Source organism: Noviherbaspirillum sp. ST9, assembly GCF_048799745.1.
In the GTDB taxonomy this organism is placed as follows: Bacteria; Pseudomonadota; Gammaproteobacteria; order Burkholderiales; family Burkholderiaceae_D; genus Noviherbaspirillum.
The window spans coordinates 174,013-192,670 of the sequence record NZ_JBLWFR010000002.1 but is presented as its reverse complement, the minus strand read 5'-3'; the positions used below and the strand labels follow the sequence as shown (position 1 = coordinate 192,670).

Genomic DNA, 18,658 nt, shown 5'->3' with positions numbered 1-18,658 from the left:
CACCGCCGCCCCGGCTTGATCCTGACCAACCGCGGACTTTGCCTGCATCAACAAAGATGGCCGCCCGCTTTCCAGGGGCGGCCTGTCTCCGTGATGTCAATGCAAGATGGATGTGGAGGACTGCGGCTGCTGCGCGGCATCGGACGGCATCCTGCCGGTCTCGATGAACGCCTTCATGCGTGCGAGGTCCTCGTCCATTTCCTGCTTCGGGTTGGACGCGAACATCGATGCGATGGCATGGCCGATACCGCCGCCGGGAGGCGAGTACGACATGTAGACGCTGACGCGGGTGCCCTTGCCCTCGGGTTCGAACCGGACCTGCCCGCTATTGTGCACGTCGGCGTCAGCTTCGCTCTGCCAGGCGAGCACCTCGCCCCGGCGCGAATCCGTCAGGCGCGCATCCCACTCCACCAGCGCACCCGCCGGCCCCTTCACGACCCAGTGGGAACGGCCGTTGCCGAGGTCGCGCACCTCCTGCACGTTGGACATGAAGCGCGGGAAGTTTTCGTAATTGCTCCACAGTTCGAATACGCGCTCCGGTGGAGCATCGACGTAGATCGTCTTGTTGAGGATGATCGGTTCGCGCGTGCCGCTCAATGCCGACGAGCGCTGCGACAGAAGGTAAAGGCCGAGTGCGCTGCCGGCGAGCATGACGATCGTCCGGACCGACGGCGACCAGCTTTCCATGGACGCGTCGGGCTGGTAGCTGCTATACCCTTCCCGCGTCGCCGTATAGCCTCCGGTCTGTTCCTGCGTATCCAGGAAATCCTCCACCTGGACGACGCCCTCCACGCGGCGGACGCTGTCGAGCAGGAAATGCCGCTCGTGCTTCGGAATGGTACCGCTCAGCGTGACCACCCCGTTGGCGATCTGGATATCGATGTTTCCCGGCTGCGATGCCGCCGTCGCAATCTGCTGCCGCACGCGGGCCTTCAGCACCTGGTCGTCCATCTGCTCCTTGCCGCGGGTCAGCATGGAATCAGCCTGCGCGCGCCAGCCCTGCACGCGGCTTCCCAGGTCACGTCGTGCCACGTCGAGCACGTCGCCCGTGCTTGCAGCCGCGCCGCGCAATGCCTCCTTCGCCATCGCGCGCCGTTGCGGACCGCGCTCGGGATCGGCGAGGTACATGGCGATCGCGCCCAGCGACAGACCGCCCAGCATCCATGCCAGGCGGGACTGATTGCTTTCATACTCCTCTCTCATTGCCTGCTCCTTTCTGCCATACAAGGTTGACTATGCCAGGCGCTGGTTCATTGCTTTTCTTGTGGGAATCAGCAGAACCGGACCCATGTCGCCTGCCCGCCCTTTGGACTCGGGGAAGCGGACAATCGTTGCGTCGCCACATGTCGGTCTGCGCAAACATCGGGCGAATGGAGGAGGAGTTGGCGTGCTATTTGACCGGGATTTTCTGCTGGGCGGCGACAGGCACCGCCGTGATGCTGTTCTGCGGACTGCCCTCGATCAGGCGGTCCGAGTAAACGAGGTAGACCAGCGCATTGCGTTTCGGATCGACCATGCGGACCACGCGCACACGTTTGAACAGGATGGACGCGCGCTCGGTGAACACTTCTTCCTGCTTCGGAATGGCGCCGGCAAAGGCAATCTCACCGACCTGCCGACAGGCAACGGATGCCTCCGCCTTGTCCTCGGCCAGGCCCAGCGCGCCCTTGATTCCACCGGTCTTCGCACGTGAGAGAAAGCAGCTCACGCCGGTGACCTTGGGGTCGTCAAACACCTCGACGACAATCTTGTGGTCGGGGCCGACCAGCTTGAAGGCGGTGTCGACCTCGCCGACCTGTTCTGCCAGCGCGGGCATGGCAAGAAATGCCGCAAGGAAAGCAGGAAAAACAGTTTTCATGGGGAATCCGCTGTAAGAAATCGCTATTGAAAGTACACTACCACGCAAATCGATGGAAGCCAGACAATGAAAATCGAACTTGATCCTGATCGCATGGAAGAAATGCTGGACATGTGGCGCAAGTCCGTGGACCTGCAGATTCCGATGATGGACGATTTCAAGATCCGCATGATGCAGAACCGGCGAGAGATTCTCGAGAATTTTCTGCAGACGGGGACGGGCTGGACGCTCGCCCTTGGCTGCATGGAGCCGCTGGATGATGCCGCGCGCTTCGATGATCTCCGCATCAAGGTCAAGGCGTTCGTCGACTGGGCAGCGTCCGAAATCGACGCGCTCGACGCCATGCGCTGAACCCGATCAATCACTTTTCCCGACGCAATGACAATCACACGCCCGCTCCGCCTTGGTACCCCGTTATCCCCCTCCGCCGTCAAGGTGATGCTGCTCGGCTCGGGCGAACTGGGCAAGGAAGTCATCATCTCCCTGCAACGCCTCGGTGTCGAAGTCATCGCCGTCGACCGTTATGCCAACGCACCGGGCCACCAGGTCGCGCATCGGTTCCACGTCATCGACATGACCGACTCCACCGCACTCACGGCACTCATTGAACAGGAGAGGCCGGATCTCGTCGTGCCGGAAATCGAGGCAATCGCGACGACGGCGCTGGTGGAGCTGGAAAAGAATGGCGTCGCGACGGTCATCCCGACCGCCCGCGCCGCGTGGCTGACCATGAACCGCGAGGGCATTCGCCGGCTCGCTGCTGAACAGCTTGGTTTGCCGACGTCGCCCTATCGCTTTGCCGACAGCCTCGACGAGCTGAAAACCGCCTGCGTTGAAGTCGGCTTCCCCTGCGTCATCAAGCCCGTCATGTCCTCCTCCGGCAAGGGCCAGTCGAAGATCGACGGCCCGGGCGAAATCGAAGAAGCATGGAACTACGCAGCCTCCGGAAGCCGGGTCGACGCCGGCCGCGTGATCGTGGAGGGTTTCATCGACTTTGATTACGAAATCACGCAGCTCACCGTACGGGCGATGAAGGATGACGCCGTCGTCACGCATTTCTGCGAGCCGATCGGGCATGTGCAGGAAAAAGGCGACTACATCGAATCCTGGCAGCCGCATCCGATGCCTGCGATCGCGCTGGAGAAGTCGCGCGAGATCGCCAGGAAGGTCACCGACGAACTCGGCGGCCTCGGCATCTTCGGCGTCGAGCTCTTCGTCAAAGGCGATATGGTGTGGTTCTCCGAGGTTAGTCCGCGTCCGCACGATACCGGGATGGTGACCATGGCCAGCCAGAAGCAGAGCGAATTCGAGCTGCATGCGAAGGCCATCCTCGGCCTGCCCGTCGATGTGACGGTCATTTCCCCCGCCGCTTCCGCCGTCATTTACGGGCGGCACGAGGCAAAGGCGATTGCCTTCGAAGGCGTGGCCGACGCGCTGCGCGTCCCCGGCGCCGACATCCGCCTGTTCGGCAAGCCGGAGTCCTTTGCACGCCGCCGGATGGGCGTGGCACTCGCAACGGCCGGCGACATCGACACGGCGCGGCGCCGCGCCAAGGAGGCGGCGGCGAATGTCCGGCCGGTCACCACCGGCTGACGGCTTTCCGAACCAATCGCGCCGGTCTTCATCTGATGACGACTGGATGAAATTCCGGCAACGCCCTGCAGCGTGTGACGCAGATAAATAAAATATCGGCCTGTAATTAAGACAAGCTATCACATATATAGAAACTATTGATTTTACAAAACAATAGGTCGGATCTATTATTCACTCATCCGAGTTTTTTCAACCAAGAGAGGTAGATATGTCCCTGATCAATACCCAAGTTAAGCCCTTCAAAGCAACCGCGTTCCACAACGGCAAGTTCGTCGACGTCACGGAAAACGACCTGAAGGGCAAGTGGTCCATCGTGTTCTTCTACCCGGCCGACTTTACCTTCGTCTGCCCGACCGAACTGGGCGACCTGGCTGACAACTACGACACCTTCAAGTCCCTGGGTGTGGAAGTCTATGGCGTGTCCACCGACACCCACTTCACCCACAAGGCATGGCACGACACGTCGGACACCATCCGCAAGATCCGCTACCCGCTGATCGGCGACCCGACCGGCGCGATTACCCGCAACTTCGAAGTCATGATCGAAGAAGAAGGCCTGGCCCTGCGCGGCACCTTCGTCATCAATCCGGAAGGCCAGATCAAGCTGTGCGAAGTGCACGACAACGGCATCGGCCGCGACGCCAAGGAACTGCTGCGCAAGGTGCAGGCAGCCCAGTACGTCGCTTCCCATCCGGGCGAAGTCTGCCCCGCCAAGTGGACCCCGGGCGCAGAAACCCTGGCGCCGTCGCTCGACCTCGTCGGCAAGATCTAAGCATGCTTCGCGCCTCATCCGAGGCGCATCCGCTCCCCGGGCGCAGCGCAAGCGCCCGGCGGCAGCGCCAATTCCCGATCAATCCTGTCTGGTCCGATTCATCCGGAATTGGCACTGCACATCCTGAAGAATTCGCAACCTCACAAAGGAGGCAATCATGTTGGACAACAACTTGAAGACCCAACTCAAAGCGTATCTCGAAAAAGTCACCTACCCGATCGAGATCAGCGCGTCGCTGGACACCAGCGAGAAGTCGCACGAAATGTCCTCGCTGCTGAACGACATCGCCAATCTGTCGGACAAGATCACGCTGGACGAACGCCGCAACGCCGGCGACGGCGAGCGCGTGCCCTCTTTCGGCATCACCCGCGCCGGCAGCAACATGGGTATCCGCTTCGCGGGCATCCCGATGGGCCATGAATTCACCTCACTCGTCCTCGCCCTCCTGCAAGCTGGCGGCCACCCGCCCAAGGTCGAGGCCGACGTGATCGAGCAGATCCGCAACCTCGAAGGCAAGTTTCATTTCGAGACCTATATCTCCCTGTCCTGCCAGAACTGCCCGGATGTCGTGCAGGCGCTGAACCTAATGGCCGTCCTCAACCCGAACATCACCCACGTGATGATCGACGGCGCGCTGTTCCAGGACGAAGTCACGCAGCGCCAGATCATGGCCGTGCCGACCGTGTTCCTGAACGGCGAAACCTTCGGCCAGGGCCGCATGGGCCTCGAGGAAATTCTCGCGAAGCTCGATACCGGCGCCGCGCAGCGCGAAGCCGCCAAGCTGGCGCAGAAGGACGTGTTCGACATGCTCGTCGTCGGCGGCGGTCCCGCCGGTGCGTCTGCAGCCATCTACTCTGCACGCAAGGGCATCCGCACCGGTGTGGTGGCGGAGCGTTTCGGCGGCCAGGTGCTGGATACCATGGGTATCGAGAATTTCATTTCGGTGAAGGAAACCGAAGGCCCGAAGCTCGCCGCCGCGCTGGAGCAGCACGTGAAGACCTATGACGTCGACGTCATGAACCTGCAGCGTGCCGAGGCCCTGGTCCCTGGCGACGTGATAGAAGTGAAGCTCGCCAGCGGCGCCAGCCTCAAGGCAAAGACGGTCGTGCTGGCGACCGGTGCACGCTGGCGCGAAATGAATGTGCCGGGCGAGAAGGAATACCGCAACCGTGGCGTTGCCTACTGCCCGCACTGCGATGGTCCGCTGTTCAAGGGCAAGCGCGTGGCGGTCATCGGCGGCGGCAACTCCGGCGTCGAAGCAGCGATCGACCTGGCCGGCATCGTCGCCCACGTGACGCTGCTGGAGTTCGACAGCAAGCTGCGCGCCGACGCCGTCCTGCAGCGCAAACTGTTCAGCCTGCCGAACGTCACTGTCATCACCCAGGCGCAAACCACCGAGGTGACGGGCGACGGCAACAAGGTCAACGGCCTGCGATACACCGACCGCCGGTCCGGCGACGCGAAGCTCGTCGAGCTGGAAGGCATCTTCGTGCAGATCGGCCTGCTGCCTAACACCGACTGGCTCAAGGACACGGTGGCGCTTTCCAATCGCGGCGAGATCGAAGTCGACGCGCGCGGCCAGACGTCGGTGCCGGGTGTCTTCGCCGCGGGCGATGCAACGACCGTCCCGTACAAGCAGATCGTGATTGCAATGGGAGAAGGTTCGAAGGCAGCGCTCAGTGCCTTCGACCACCTGATCCGGACTTCAGCGCCGGCGGAGGAAAAGGTCGCCGTTGCCGCATGACATGATGGTGGCCGGTTAAGATGAACTGGCAGAAGACAACGCCGCCTCAGGGCGGCGTTTTTCATTGCGGAAAATGCGGGTCCTCGGGAAAGAACGGTTTGAATCCGCTTGACCTGAAACATGGATTTTCTTCCTCGTTGCGAGGATAGTCATTCTTGCAATCGCAACCCTTGCAGGAGGATGCCATGCAGATCCCCTTCACTGCGGAGCAGTTCTTCGCCGTCTTCCACTTGTACAACGAGGCGGTCTGGCCGGCCCAACTCTTTTTGCTGGCCCTTTCTCTCGTCGCGGTCGTCCTGGTCTGCACGAACCATCCTTCGGCCGGACCAACGGTGTCGGCAATCCTGGCATTTCTCTGGACGTGGAGCGCCACCGTCTATCACCTCACATTCTTCTCGCGTATCAATCCCCTGGCCTTTGGATTTGCAGGCATGTCGCTGATTGGCGCCGCTGTTTTCCTCTGGTACGGCGTCATTCTCAGGCGCCTTCAATTTGAGGTCGGGAACAATGTACGGTCATACGCGGGGGCATCACTCATCGCTTTCGCGCTCATTGTGTATCCCGTGTTGTCATGGCTTGCCGGTCACACCTTTCCGGCGATGCCGACATTCGGGCTGCCGTGTCCCACCACAATTTACACCCTCGGGCTGCTGGCATTTCTGAAAGCGCCCGCACCTCGCGCCCCGTACATTGTCCCGGTGATGTGGTCAGTGATCGGCGGACAGGCCGCCTTCCTCCTGGACGTGCCGCAGGACCTTGGGCTCGTCGTGGCAGGAATCGTTGGCGTATGGATGATGGCGAGGCCGAAGACAGGCCGGTCGCGGCGAGGGACTGCCCTGCCGCTCGGCGGCAAGCGCTACTGAGGAAGTTTCGCGATAGCGCTCTTGAGCGCCTCAAAGCAGGCAGGATCCAGTGCCGTGCCGACTGTCTGCGCCATCATCTCCAGCGCTTTTGGAATGGGGATCGCGCCGCGGTAGGGACGATCGGCGGTGATGGCATCAAAAATGTCCGCGGTGGTGATGATGCGGGTCTCGGTGCAGATGTCGCGTTCCGTCAGGCCGCGCGGATATCCGCCTCCGTCGAGTCGCTCGTGATGGGCGCTAGCGACCCGCGCCAGTTCGGAAAAGGCGCCGATACGTCCGAGGATGGTTTCGGTATATACGGCGTGTTGCTTGACGGCGTCCCATTCTGCCCGGTCCAGCTTGCCCGCCTTGTCCAGCACGCTATTGCTGACACCCAGTTTGCCCACGTCGTGCAGCAGCGCTCCACGTTTGAGCCATCGGCGGCGCTCGTGCGACACGCCAAGCACTTCGGCAATCATGTCGGTGTAGAGGGCGACGCGGATGCTGTGCCCGCTCGTATAAGGGCTTTTTGAGTCCACCACCTGACCGAAGGCCGCAGCAATATCATCCAGGTAGTCGTCGTCCAGCGGAACCTCGTAGCCGGAGGGCTCCAACGCCTGTACCGCCCCATCGACGCCGGGCGATTCGAGCGTGCTCCAGAACGCCTCCGACAGGGCGACCTGTTCGAAGGCACGCACTAATTTCGGGTCGAACCAGTGACCGGAACGGTGGCGCACTTCGTCGAGCGCACCGCCGCGGCCGCCGGCTGTATGAAATACGTCGATGACCTGCGCCAGCAGGGCGATGCGCGAATAGACGGGAATGGCATCCCCTGCCAGCCGGTCCGGCTTGCCACTACCGTTGTAGTGTTCATCCAGGCTGTAAATGCCGGCAGCGACGCCATCCGGGAAGTGCAGCAGCCTGGCGATATCCGCTCCGCGCTGGCAACGGGTCGCGATCAGCTCGTGCGCGATTTCGCTCCCGTTGCGGAAAATGGTCATCACACTCCTGAAACGTTCCGCCAGCCCGGCTTGCAAGCCGGTATGGGTCAGGACAAACGACAGGACTTGCGGAAGGCTGTCGCCGACGCGCTTGAAATCCCGTTTGAACTGGAGGTCATCGGTCAGGTACAGCTCGCAGATGCGCGCGGCATTGCTGCTGCAACCGAGGTCCTTGAGCAGCAAGGTGTAATACAGCTCCCACAACTGGTCCCCGGACAGACCCGCTTCCTGGCCGATATGCATGCCGATCCAGCAGCATCGGATGCAATGGCCGGGAGGCTGGCCTTCCGTGAGGTCGAGCGCATAGCTGAATGCGCCGAGAAGCTCGGACAACCTGAGGGAAGGTGCGATTGGAAGGACGGCCGCCATATCCGGACAGTTCGATGCGCGGCGAAAATTGCCGCATAGCAATTAGCCGATTGTACGCGATATGGGAAAACGCGCCTGACGCGACGCTGAAATACGACACCGGGATTTTGCCACCGTCGGCGGGCGCCTTGGCGGCGGAGCGCCCCTACTCGCCGCGTATGCTGTTGAGCACTTCCATCATCTGCGCGAACTTCACCGGCTTTTCAAACACCCGGTTGAATCCGGCCTGCAGCGCCTTTTCCCGCTCGGGGCCATCCGCATAGCCGCTGACAGCAATCAAGGGAATGCTTGCCAGTTCCGGATCCGCGCGCATCTCCGCAGCGAAGTCGAAGCCACTCTTGCCGCCCGGCAGGCGCAGGTCGCAGAAAACGAGATCAGGCGCCTTCGCACGCGCGCTGTCGAGTGCCGCACGGACATTGAACACCGCTTCGGCGACACAGCCCATTACCTGCAGCAAGTCGCAGAACAGCTTGGCAAGGTCGCGGTTATCTTCCACGACCAGTACGCGCAAGGGGGATTGCTGCAGAAGGGTGTCGTCGCCCCTGTCCGGTGAAGTTTGCATGGTATTTGCTGGTTATCGCCCGATGCCATGGGCCTAATGCCATCGTCCGCTACGGCTTGGCCGAACGCGGGTCATCCTCTTGCGGTGCGTTTGCTTCCCGGCTCTCCGGCCGGCTGCCGTCCATGCTGGCATGCGCGTTGTGTACGCTGTCGAGGGCCGAATTATACTCGCGGCGGCAAGCATCCGCCCGATAGGTGCACAGCAGGGTGAACGGCAAACGCGTCGCCAGGCCTTTCCACAAATCTTCGAGACGAAGTGCCGCCGCGCGGTTCCCCGATTCCCCCAACATGCCGGCGAGCTCCGTGACGATGCGTACCTTGCCGAAGCGGCCCAGTGCGCCTTCGACCAGTGCGCCGGCCCGTTCGCGAAAGCGGCTGTCATCCGGCATGCCGTTCTCGAGCAAACCGGCAAGCACCACGTTGGCGTCGATGTGGCGCAACTGGCCGCTCATCACGGCATCGACGAGATCGATGTTGCGCATGGCCGCCAGCTTGCCGACCATTTTCGCCCAGTGCGCCTGGGTGGCAACGATCAACACGGCTTCGCCCCGGTGCAAGCCGTCCATGATGTAGCCGCACGCGGCGTGCACCATCTGTTCGACGTCTTGATAAAAATGCGAAATGTGCTGCCCGAGTGTTACGCCTCCTTCGAGGCCCCGGAGTATTGAATCAACCAACTTTTCTCCCTGTCAATCATGTCTCTCGCCATGTTTTTCTGGCATTCGGCGCCTTCAGGCGCTGCGGAAAGACAGCACCCAAGGCAAATCGTTCCGCGCCGATACTGCAAATCGATCAAGCAAGCCATTGAAATGCTTCAAGTTGTCAATTGATCTAACCTAATGCGCACATTTTGCTTTCCCTCAATAATGGGCCGATTGTCCTGACACTTTCTTCACTCCCTTGCGCATCCGTTTCATTTCTAGGCACACGCCGGACGGCCTCAAGCGCGCACTCGCCGCGCTGGCGGCAGCGCTGATGCTTGCGGTACCGGCCATGGCGCAGGAGGTGCGCAGTTACACGCTGGAGATCGAAGGTGCGGAGGAATACCGCGAGATGCTGACGGAGCATCTCGACATCAGCCGCCGCGCCGCCGAAGGGTTGCCGCCGGAACAGCTGGAAAGGCTGGTCGATACCGCCCCCGCGCAAGTCAGGGACCTGCTCTCGACCCAGGGCTACTTTTCCCCCGTGGTGCGCACGCGCCTGGACACATCGGGTGCGGAATGGCGGGTGCGGCTGGAGATCGATCCTGGCACGCCGGTACGCATCGCCAATGTCACGATCCGGTTCAAGGGCGGCGTCGCGGAGGGACCAACGGCTGACGAAAGCCGCATGAAGCGCCTTCGTCGGCGCTGGGGACTGGACCCGGGCGAGGTCTTCAGGCAGTCAGCCTGGACCGAGGAGAAGAACGACCTCCTGAAAGACCTTCTTTCCCGCGACTACCCGACGGCCGTCATCACGCACAGCGAAGCACGGATCGACCCGAAGGACAACAGCGCGTTGCTGACCGTGGAAGTCGACTCCGGCCCCGCTTTCACCTTCGGCGAACTCGATGTCCACGGCCTGACGCGCTATTCGCGCGCGATGATCGACAACCTGAACCCGATCCAGCCCGGCGAACCCTACTCGCAGGACAAACTGAACGAGCTGCAGGCGCGGCTTGAAGACAGCGGTTACTTCCGATCGGCATTCGCGACGCTCGAACCTGACCGCGCGCATCCCGAGCAAGTGCCGGTGCGGCTGGACCTCGTCGAGAACCCGCGCAAGCGCCTGGCCCTTGGCGTCGGCTTTTCCACGGATACCGGCGCCCGTGCCCAGGTACGGTGGCTGGACCGCAATTTCCTGATGCGCGACTGGAGGCTGGAGTCCGAATTGCGGATCGACCGCGAAACGCATGTCCTTGGCGGCGATGTCTTCCTTCCGCCAGTATCGTCGGGCTGGCTGCCGCCCGGATGGCAGCCCGGCTTCGGTGCCCGCCTTGAGCGGACGACGAGCGGGGGCGAGATCAACGACAAGATGCGCATCGGTGCGCGCGTCACCAGCCCCAATCGCTTCGACGAGAAAGTCTGGGCGCTGACCTACCTCGGCGACCGGCAACGGATTGGCGATGCGTTCAGCAACAACCGGCAGGCAATGATTGCGTCCTTCACCTACACCAAGCGTCGCCTCGACCATCCGCTGCGGCCGCGCGAAGGGTATGTCGCGTCGGTGGAACTGGGCGGCGGTCTGCGCGGCGTCATCAACGAGAGCAATATCTTCCGCGTCGTCACCCGCGCCACCCTGCTGCAGCGGTTGGCGCCGCGCTGGCAAGCGGTACTGCGCGCCCACGTCGGACAAGTATTCGGTGGCAGCCGCCTGACGGTCCCGGCCGACTTGCTGTTTCGTACCGGCGGCGACCAGAGCGTGCGCGGCTACGGATTCAATTCGCTCGGTGTTCCCCAGAACGGGGCCATCGTGGGTGGAACCGTGACCGCGGTGGCAAGCGCGGAGCTGGTAAGGCAGCTGGCGCCGCAATGGGGCGCGGCGGTGTTCGTCGACGCGGGCAACGCGGCGGAATCCTGGAATGGGTTCCGCCTCGAACGCGGCACCGGCGTGGGCGCGCGCTGGCGCAGCCCGATCGGCCCCGTCAATATCGACCTCGCGTACGGCCATGCCACGCGCAAGCCGCGGCTGCATTTTTCGGTGGGATATGGCTTCTGAGTCCCGACCTGCGGCTTCCCGGACACGCCATGTGGCGGTTGTCCTCCTCGGGATCGTGGCCGTCGTCATCGGCGTCGTCGCGTGGCTGCTCGGCACCGGCAGCGGCGCACGCGCGGTCCTTGGCGCAGCGGGAGGCATGAGCGGCGGCGTGTTCCATGCCGAAGGAATCAGCGGCAGGATCACAGGAACACTGCACGTCCAACGCCTTTCACTGGCGCAGGCCGACGGCCGTACAGTCCTGTCTGATGTGCGACTGCACTGGCAGCCGCGCAGGCTGCTGGATGGCACGGTACACGTCGAGACGCTGCATGTCGGCCATCTGCAGATCGACCGTAGCGAGAGCAAGGAGCGTGAGCCGCGCAAGCTGCCTGACCGCATCGGATTGCCCGTCAAACTGCAAGTGGATGACTTGCGGCTGCAATCGGGCGACATCCGCAGCAACGGCACGAGCCTGGTGCGGCTCGGGCCGACGGCATTGCGCCTCGTTTTCGACGGCAATCGCTACGACCTCCAGCTCCGCCACCTTGCGACCGATTCCCCGCTTGGCAGCGGGCGTCTCGCCAACGACCTCAGGGGCAATGCCACGCTGTCGGCCGCCAAACCCTACGCCCTGGATGCGCGCATCGCCAGTGACGGCACGGCCACCATCGGGCAACAGACGTTTGACGCAACCGGCACCATCAACCTGAACGGTTCGCTCCAGCAACTGCAAGCCATGATCGACATTGCCGTGGACCGGGCGAGCGTGGATGGCACGGTCATGCTCCATCCCTTTTCCGAAAGCCCGCTGGGGCGGGCCAGTCTTGCGGCACGCGCGATCGACCTCAATCGCTTCGATCCGCAATGGCCCTCTTCCGCGCTGGAGCTTCGCGTGAACGCCGACGAACATGGTGCGGGAGAACTGCATGTCGCCAATCCCGAGGCAGGACTCTGGGATGCGAAAAAGCTGCCGCTCCAGTCCTTGCAGCTCTCCTTCCGGCAGGAAGCCGGCCGCATGGTGCTCGATCGCCTGACGGCCGCGCTTGGCGCTGCGTCCCGTCCGGCAGGAACGGTGACAGGCCAGGGGGAAATTGGCGGCAACCAAATGACGCTGCAGATCCGCACCGAGGGTCTCAACCTGAAGCGTCTGGATGGCCGCGCCCGCGCGACGAAACTGGCCGGCTCCGCGGACCTGGAACGCAATGGCAGCCGCCAGGAGATCCGGCTCTCCCTCAGCGAGCCGCTGGAACGCCAGCAGCGTATTACGCTCGATGCGCACGCCTTGCTCGATGGACAGATCCTGTCCATTAAACAGGCAGAGTTGCGCGCGGGGAGCGGACGTATCGACTTTTCAGGGCAGGCCGCGCTGGACGGGGACAAGGCGTTCCGCGCGGAGGGCAAGGTGGACCGTTTCCGGCTGCGCGAGCTCGGCAATTTCCCGCAATTGCCGGCGCTGGAATTGAATGCCGGCTTCACACTTCGCGGAAAGCGCGAGCCGCGTCTCGACGCCGACCTCTCCTACACCATCGCCGACAGCACGCTCGCGGGCCAGCCGCTGTCCGGCAGCGGCGAGGTGCGCTTGCGTGGCGAGAACCTGGAAATTCCTCGCCTCCTGCTTGCTTCCGGCGCAAACCGCCTGAACGCGGAAGGCCGCCTCACAGGCGACGATGCAGTGCTGTCCTTCCGGCTGGATGCACCGCAGCTGGGCCAGCTCGGTGCGGATTTCGGCGGCGCGATCGCGGCCAGCGGTACCGCGCGCGGCACACTGGATCGTCCCCGGATTTCCGCCGAATGGACGGCGCGTTCGGCGCGCGTTCCCGGCGGCATGCGCATCGAGCGCATGCAGGGCAAGGCGCAACTCGCACTCGACCGCAAGCGCTCGCTGCCGCTGGAGCGTGGCACCGCCGAGCTGGATGGTTCCGGGTTGCAGCTCGGCGACGAACGGATCGCGGCCTTGTCGGGCCGCCTCCAGTTCTCCCCCAATCCGGATGCGCCGCTCGACCTCGTCCTGCAGGCAAAAGGAATCGCCACCCAACGCTTGAAGGCGGAGCGGTTTGCCGCCACCGCCAAGGGCACGACGGGTGCGCATACGATCGACCTTGCGCTCGACGAGACGGGCCAGGCATGGACAATGCGCGCCTCGGGTGGCTTGGGCCAGATTGACACGGCGCCGCGCTGGAAGGGAAGCGTTCAGGCGCTCGATGCCAAGGGGCGATTTTCCGCGCGCCTGTCGTCACCCGCCCCGCTCCTCCTGTCCGCCGAGAAGGTGCAGCTTGAGCAGTTCCTGCTCGACGCCGACGCCGGCCGCTTCGCCGTCGAGATGTTCGCGCGCGACAGCACGGGCATCGTCACACGCGGCCACATCGAGCGGCTGCAGGTCGCGCGTCTTCTCGGCCAGATCGAACCCGCGCCGCGTGTTCGGACCGATCTCGTCCTCGCTGGAGAATGGAATGTGCGTCTCGCGGATACGCTCAACGGCACGCTGGCACTGCGCCGTCAGGGCGGCGACCTCACCGTCCTCGCCAACGCTCCGGTCACGCTCGGCCTGTCCGCCCTCTCCGCCAGCGCCACCCTGACCGCCGGCAGGCTCAACGCCGATATCCAGACCGAGGGAAAACGTCTCGGCCGCATTCGCGTGCAAGGCGCAACCACCATCGGCCATGGCGACAATCGCCTCGCCATCGCGCCCGATGCGCCCCTTTCCGGGAATGCCGACATCGACGTCCCATCGCTGGCATGGGTCGCTCCGCTGCTGTCACCCGCCATGACGCTCGAGGGAAGCCTGAAGGGCGATGTCTCCCTGGGCGGCAATGTGGAGCAGCCGCGGCTGGCAGGCCGCATCACCGGGCAAGCGCTGCGCGTGCTGCTTTCCGACCTCGGACTGGACCTGCGCCAGGGATCGCTGGACAGCGAGTTCCAGGGCAATCGCTGGCTGGTGCGCAACCTGAACTTCCAGGGCGCGGAAGGACGCATCACCCTTTCCGGTCCTATCGATGTCAGCGGCGGCAGTGTCACGGCCAACCTGTCTTTACTCGCGGAACGATTTGCCCTCCTCAACCGCAGCGACCGCCGCATCATCGTCAGCGGCGCCAGCGAGTTGGAGTGGCGCGGCAATCAGGGCAAGGCCACGGGCACCTTCACCGTCAATTCCGGTTTTGTCGACCTGGGCAGCGCCGACAAGCCGCGCCTGTCCGACGACGTTGTCATTGTCGGCCAGGAACACAAGAATGGCGCCAACAAAACCGCCTTCGATGTCGACATTAGCGTCGCCCTGGATGACAGCGTCGCGCTGAAAGGGCGCGGGCTGGACGCCATGCTGGGCGGACAGGTGCGCTTGCTGAGCAAGGCAGGCGAAGCGTTGCAGGCGCAGGGTTCCATCAATGTCGCCAAGGGAACGTACAGCGCCTACGGACGCGAGCTGGCCATCGAACAGGGCTTGCTGCGCTTCCGCGGCCCGCTCAACAATCCCTCGCTGGACATCCTCGCCATGCGCCGCGGCCAGGAGGTCGAGGCAGGCGTCTCGATCCGCGGCACTGCCCTCACGCCGCGCGTCACGCTCGTTTCTGAACCGCCTGTCCCGGATGCGGAGAAGCTTTCCTGGCTGGTGCTGGGCCGCGGCCTCGCCGCCGCCGGCGATACCGACATTGGCGCGCTGCAGAGCGCTGCCGGGGCCTTGCTGTCGGAAGGCGCAAAGGCCGGCGTGCAGTCGCGTATCGCCAGTACGTTCGGCCTCGATACCTTCAGCATCGGCACCAGCCAGGACACCTTGCAGCAACGCATCGTCACCATTGGCAAACAGGTCTCCTCGCGCCTCTACCTCAGCTACCAGCAAGGCCTGGAGAGCGCCGGCAGCGTGGTACAGGTCCGCTATGCCCTCTCACCCAAACTGTCGCTCGAGGCGGAAGCAGGTTCCCGCAGCGCAATCTCCCTGTTCTACAACATCGCATTCGATTGAACAAATTGCATGTATTCACGATCAAGAGGAATCAAGGATCGTAAAACCCGAGGAGGAATCCATGCAAACAGTCTCGTCCGGCATCCGCTGGTGGTTTGAGTCGCTGGACAAGGCGCGCAGGCGCCGGGGCGCCGCCATGGACCAGCTCGGCTATGGCCCGACCGAGAGCCCGTACCAGACCGCCCTCTCCGTCCCTGGCGTCCGGCTGCGCTTTTACGGCGGCAATCCGGCAAGCAACAGCATCGCGCTCATTGTGCCCGCGCCGATCAAGCGGCACTACATCTGGGACCTCGCGCCGGAATGCAGCGTGGTGCAGCATGCGATGCGCGAGGACCTGCAGGTTTACCTCGCGGAATGGACCGATCCGATGGAACAACCGAACCGCCTGGGACTGGCCGACTACGCCTACCGGCTCATCGACCAATGCGTGCGCGCCGTCCGCACCACCCATCCGTCGTCACAAGTGTTCCTGCTCAGTCATTCGCTGGGGGGCATCTTTGCGGCCATCTACGCGGCCATGCGGCCGGAGCAGGTGGCCGGACTGGTCCTGGTGGAATCGCCGCTGCATTTTGGCGGCGCCTCCGGCTCCTTTACACCGCTGGTCACGTTCGGTCCGCCGGCAGACAAGGTGGCGCAATTCTTTGACAGCGTGCCCGGATCGGTCCTGAACATGGCCAGTGTGATCGCCTCGCCTGCGACGTTCAATGTCGAGCGCTACGGAGACTTCGTTGCCAGCCTCGGCTCAACGCGCACGCTGCGCACGCATATGCTGGTGGAACGCTGGATGCTCGACGAGTCGCCCATGCCGGGACGCCTGTTCGAACAGGTGGTGGAAGACCTCTACCGACGCGACAGCCTGATGCGCGGAAGGCTGACAATCGCCGGACGCCCTGTCTCACCAAAGGATGTTGTGGCGCCGCTGCTGGCGGTCTACGATCCGCATAGCGTTGTCATCCCGCCGGACTCCGTGATCGCGTTCCATGACGCGGCGGGAAGCCGGCAGAAACGCCTTCTTGCCTACGAGGGAGATACCGGCGTAGCGCTCGCGCATGTCGGGGCGTTGATGGGAGAGAACGCGCACCGCACGCTGTGGCCGCAAATCTTTGCCTGGCTCAGCGTGATCGGTGCGCGGCGGCACTAGCAGTGCCTGGAGGGGCGCTATTTCGACGTTCCCGTATCCTGGCCTGAAGAGGAATCGGAACCGCTCGATGCACCGGAGCTGCTGTTGCTGCTGCCGCCGCCCTTGCCGCGCTTCATCGACTTCTTCGACTGCATGCGCTTGCCGGCTTTCTTCGTGGTTGTCGTGTCGCTTGCACCGGATGACATGTCGGAGCTGGACGTCTGACGGTTCTGGATTTCCTGTGCCCGCCGCATGACGTCGTCATAACGTGCCGGATCCGTGCTTTCACGGATTTCGGACGTCGGTGACGGGGTCTGCGACTGAGCAAAGCCGGCTCCGGAAAATGCCAGCAGTGATGCGGCCAATGCGATCGTTGCTTTCTTCATTGTTGCCTCCTTGAATGATGTGATTCGTCATTCCGGACAGCGTTGCTTGCCCGGCTGCCAGTAATAGGACTGCGCGGACGTCTTTCAGTTTCGTCATTGTCAGTAATTCAACGCGTCGCTACTCGAGGTGGCGGTCACCTTGCCGGATGTCATGTCGAAATGCACATTGAACAGGCGCGGGACCGTCGCGTCCTGATAACGCCAGTCCCATACTTCTTCGTTCTTGAGCTTGAATTGCGCCACCGAGCGCGGCTTGCCAAGCATCCGCCGGATCTCGTCGCGGCTCATGCCCTGCCGCACCCGCGAGAAGTTCTCCTGCGTGAGGAGCTGGCGGTAGTCCTTGAGCTTGCCGGACTTGTCGATGGTGAACTCCCAGGTCCGCACGCCTTCCGGCCCCTTGGGATACTGGAGTGCCCGTGTGCCGTCCTCTTCCTCCCAGACGGTTTCGGGCTGTCCCATGACGGTACGGACGTCGCCTTCCGAAGACACGCCCCTGGCAAGCTTGTCGAGCCCGAATTCTTCGACCGGTCTTCCCTGGCGATCGCAACCGGACAGGCCGACAGCCAGCAAGACGAGCAGAATTGCAGACAGTTTCAGCATGGCATCTGGCTCCCGTTAACGTTGCGCTTCCATGAGAGGAGCAAAAGCGGTGCGTGTTTCCCGCCACCTGCCCCAACTTGCGGGCCGTCAAACCAGGGGGGTCAGAAGCCGATGCGCCGACGACCGGCGTCGGATTTCAGACGGACGTCCTCGGGCACCAACGCCGTCCGCCCTTCCGCCACGGCAAAACCAAGACCATCGAGCAGCGTCTTGCGCATCTCGCGCGGCGAGATCGTCGACAACTTGTCCAGCACGCTGTCGGGCAAGTCTTCCTCGACATGCTTCAGCTTCAGTTCGCGCAGCAGCCCGATATAGACGCGCCTGGCGATGCCCGCTGCTTCATCCGGTGTCGGCGATGGCACTTCATATACCGCCATGCGCGACAGCAAGGCCGGCGGAATGCCTTCCAGGCTGTTGGCTGTCAGCACCCAGAACACCTGGCTGGCATCAAGGTCGACGTCGATGAATTCATCGTGAAAGGCACGCGAGGTTTCGGGCTCGAGCAACTGATACAGCGCAGCCATCGGATCGGATTGCGTGGAGCCGGTTGCCTTCTCGACCTCGTCGAGCAAAACCACGGGATTGGCGAACTTGCCGCGCACGAGGCGTTCCGCCACCTTGCCGCACTTCGCCCCTTTCCAGGTGGACGACGAGCCGGTAATGACAAAGCCTGCCGACAGGGCGTTCATGCTGATGAACTCGAACTCGGTGCCGAGCACGGCGGCAAGCCGCTTGCCGAAATGCGTCTTGCCGACACCCGGGTCGCCCAGCAGCAGCACCGGCATGACATTGATGCTGGAGCCGCCGGCAATCGACAGGCCGAGGTAACGCGTCAGGTCGTCGAGCACTTCCCGGAAGTTCGGGCAATCCTCGTAGAGCGGCTGGAGCGCACTGGTCGACGACGGTGTTGTGACGAAACGTTCTGCTCCTTTTTCGAGCATGTCTTCGTAAAAGGCTTCCAGCTCCGGCGATTTCAGTGCACGCGCCCGTTCCTGGGCGCTTTCGACAGCTTTCACGCAGTAGATCGGATGAGAGCGGGCGAGAGTAATCGTCATGGTGAGCAACCTCCTCGAAACATGCCATTCTGAACGGTCGAAACACAAGCGGTCATGCGGCCCTGCACAGGCAATATCGTCAGCAAGCCAGATTTCCTTGATGCAGCGATGAAAGCAATGCCGGAC

16 protein-coding genes are annotated in these 18,658 nt (G+C 63.1%); 8 read left to right on the top strand and 8 right to left on the bottom strand.

Going from position 1 to position 18,658, the window contains the following annotated elements; all coding sequences use genetic code 11:
- Window positions 1-96: 96 nt before the first annotated feature.
- Window positions 97-1,203 (bottom strand): SRPBCC family protein, encoded by a 1,107-nt coding sequence (locus ACNOHI_RS04300; RefSeq protein WP_420473412.1) that lies wholly within the window; start codon window positions 1,201-1,203, stop codon window positions 97-99.
- 187 nt (window positions 1,204-1,390) lie between these two features.
- Window positions 1,391-1,858, bottom strand: a complete 468-nt coding sequence (locus tag ACNOHI_RS04295) for a CreA family protein (RefSeq protein ID WP_420473411.1) — start codon at window positions 1,856-1,858, stop codon at window positions 1,391-1,393.
- A gap of 66 nt (window positions 1,859-1,924) precedes the next feature.
- Here ACNOHI_RS04295 and ACNOHI_RS04290 point away from each other — a divergent pair, with 66 nt between their 5' ends.
- The 5 genes from ACNOHI_RS04290 to ACNOHI_RS04270 all read left to right on the top strand — a co-directional run bounded on the left by ACNOHI_RS04290 (window position 1,925) and on the right by ACNOHI_RS04270 (window position 6,830).
- Window positions 1,925-2,209 (top strand): hypothetical protein, encoded by a 285-nt coding sequence (locus ACNOHI_RS04290; protein WP_420473410.1) that lies wholly within the window; start codon window positions 1,925-1,927, stop codon window positions 2,207-2,209.
- Window positions 2,210-2,236: 27 nt separating this feature from the next.
- Window positions 2,237-3,451: a formate-dependent phosphoribosylglycinamide formyltransferase gene (purT, locus tag ACNOHI_RS04285; protein WP_420473409.1), complete on the top strand. Its 1,215-nt coding sequence runs from the start codon at window positions 2,237-2,239 to the stop codon at window positions 3,449-3,451.
- A 208-nt stretch (window positions 3,452-3,659) separates the two neighbouring features.
- Complete coding sequence (ahpC, locus tag ACNOHI_RS04280; RefSeq protein ID WP_420473408.1) at window positions 3,660-4,223, top strand: alkyl hydroperoxide reductase subunit C; 564 nt, start codon at window positions 3,660-3,662, stop codon at window positions 4,221-4,223.
- Window positions 4,224-4,380: 157 nt separating this feature from the next.
- Window positions 4,381-5,967: an alkyl hydroperoxide reductase subunit F gene (gene ahpF / locus ACNOHI_RS04275; protein WP_420473407.1), complete on the top strand. Its 1,587-nt coding sequence runs from the start codon at window positions 4,381-4,383 to the stop codon at window positions 5,965-5,967.
- Between the two features lie 185 nt (window positions 5,968-6,152).
- The gene (locus tag ACNOHI_RS04270; protein ID WP_420473406.1) at window positions 6,153-6,830 is read left to right on the top strand and encodes a DUF6064 family protein; all 678 of its coding nucleotides are present in this window, start codon (window positions 6,153-6,155) and stop codon (window positions 6,828-6,830) included.
- Here the strand turns inward: ACNOHI_RS04270 and ACNOHI_RS04265 are convergent.
- The 3 genes from ACNOHI_RS04265 to ACNOHI_RS04255 all read right to left on the bottom strand — a co-directional run bounded on the left by ACNOHI_RS04265 (window position 6,824) and on the right by ACNOHI_RS04255 (window position 9,417).
- Complete coding sequence (locus tag ACNOHI_RS04265) at window positions 6,824-8,179, bottom strand: HD-GYP domain-containing protein (protein ID WP_420473405.1); 1,356 nt, start codon at window positions 8,177-8,179, stop codon at window positions 6,824-6,826. The two genes, ACNOHI_RS04270 and ACNOHI_RS04265, sit on opposite strands and share 7 nt — an antisense overlap.
- A 145-nt stretch (window positions 8,180-8,324) precedes the next feature.
- Complete coding sequence (locus tag ACNOHI_RS04260; RefSeq protein WP_420473404.1) at window positions 8,325-8,741, bottom strand: response regulator; 417 nt, start codon at window positions 8,739-8,741, stop codon at window positions 8,325-8,327.
- 49 nt (window positions 8,742-8,790) lie between these two features.
- The gene (locus ACNOHI_RS04255) at window positions 8,791-9,417 is read right to left on the bottom strand and encodes an MEDS domain-containing protein (RefSeq protein WP_420473403.1); all 627 of its coding nucleotides are present in this window, start codon (window positions 9,415-9,417) and stop codon (window positions 8,791-8,793) included.
- Window positions 9,418-9,640: 223 nt separating this feature from the next.
- On the opposite strand from ACNOHI_RS04255, the gene ACNOHI_RS04250 reads away from it, so the two are divergent.
- From ACNOHI_RS04250 to ACNOHI_RS04240, 3 genes are all read left to right on the top strand, one after another.
- On the top strand, window positions 9,641-11,437 hold the full coding sequence (locus tag ACNOHI_RS04250) for an autotransporter assembly complex protein TamA (RefSeq protein ID WP_420473402.1): 1,797 nt from the start codon (window positions 9,641-9,643) through the stop codon (window positions 11,435-11,437).
- A gap of 31 nt (window positions 11,438-11,468) precedes the next feature.
- A complete protein-coding gene (locus ACNOHI_RS04245) occupies window positions 11,469-15,371 on the top strand; it encodes a translocation/assembly module TamB domain-containing protein (protein ID WP_420473401.1) in 3,903 nt (1,300 codons plus the stop codon).
- A gap of 61 nt (window positions 15,372-15,432) precedes the next feature.
- Window positions 15,433-16,512, top strand: a complete 1,080-nt coding sequence (locus ACNOHI_RS04240) for an alpha/beta fold hydrolase (protein ID WP_420473400.1) — start codon at window positions 15,433-15,435, stop codon at window positions 16,510-16,512.
- Window positions 16,513-16,529: 17 nt separating this feature from the next.
- On the opposite strand, the gene ACNOHI_RS04235 is transcribed toward ACNOHI_RS04240, so the two are convergent.
- From ACNOHI_RS04235 to ACNOHI_RS04225, 3 genes are all read right to left on the bottom strand, one after another.
- Window positions 16,530-16,877: a hypothetical protein gene (locus ACNOHI_RS04235; protein WP_420473399.1), complete on the bottom strand. Its 348-nt coding sequence runs from the start codon at window positions 16,875-16,877 to the stop codon at window positions 16,530-16,532.
- Between the two features lie 99 nt (window positions 16,878-16,976).
- Window positions 16,977-17,477, bottom strand: a complete 501-nt coding sequence (gene bamE / locus ACNOHI_RS04230) for an outer membrane protein assembly factor BamE domain-containing protein (RefSeq protein ID WP_420473398.1) — start codon at window positions 17,475-17,477, stop codon at window positions 16,977-16,979.
- Window positions 17,478-17,578: 101 nt separating this feature from the next.
- On the bottom strand, window positions 17,579-18,532 hold the full coding sequence (locus tag ACNOHI_RS04225; RefSeq protein WP_420473397.1) for an AAA family ATPase: 954 nt from the start codon (window positions 18,530-18,532) through the stop codon (window positions 17,579-17,581).
- Window positions 18,533-18,658 lie beyond the last annotated feature (126 nt).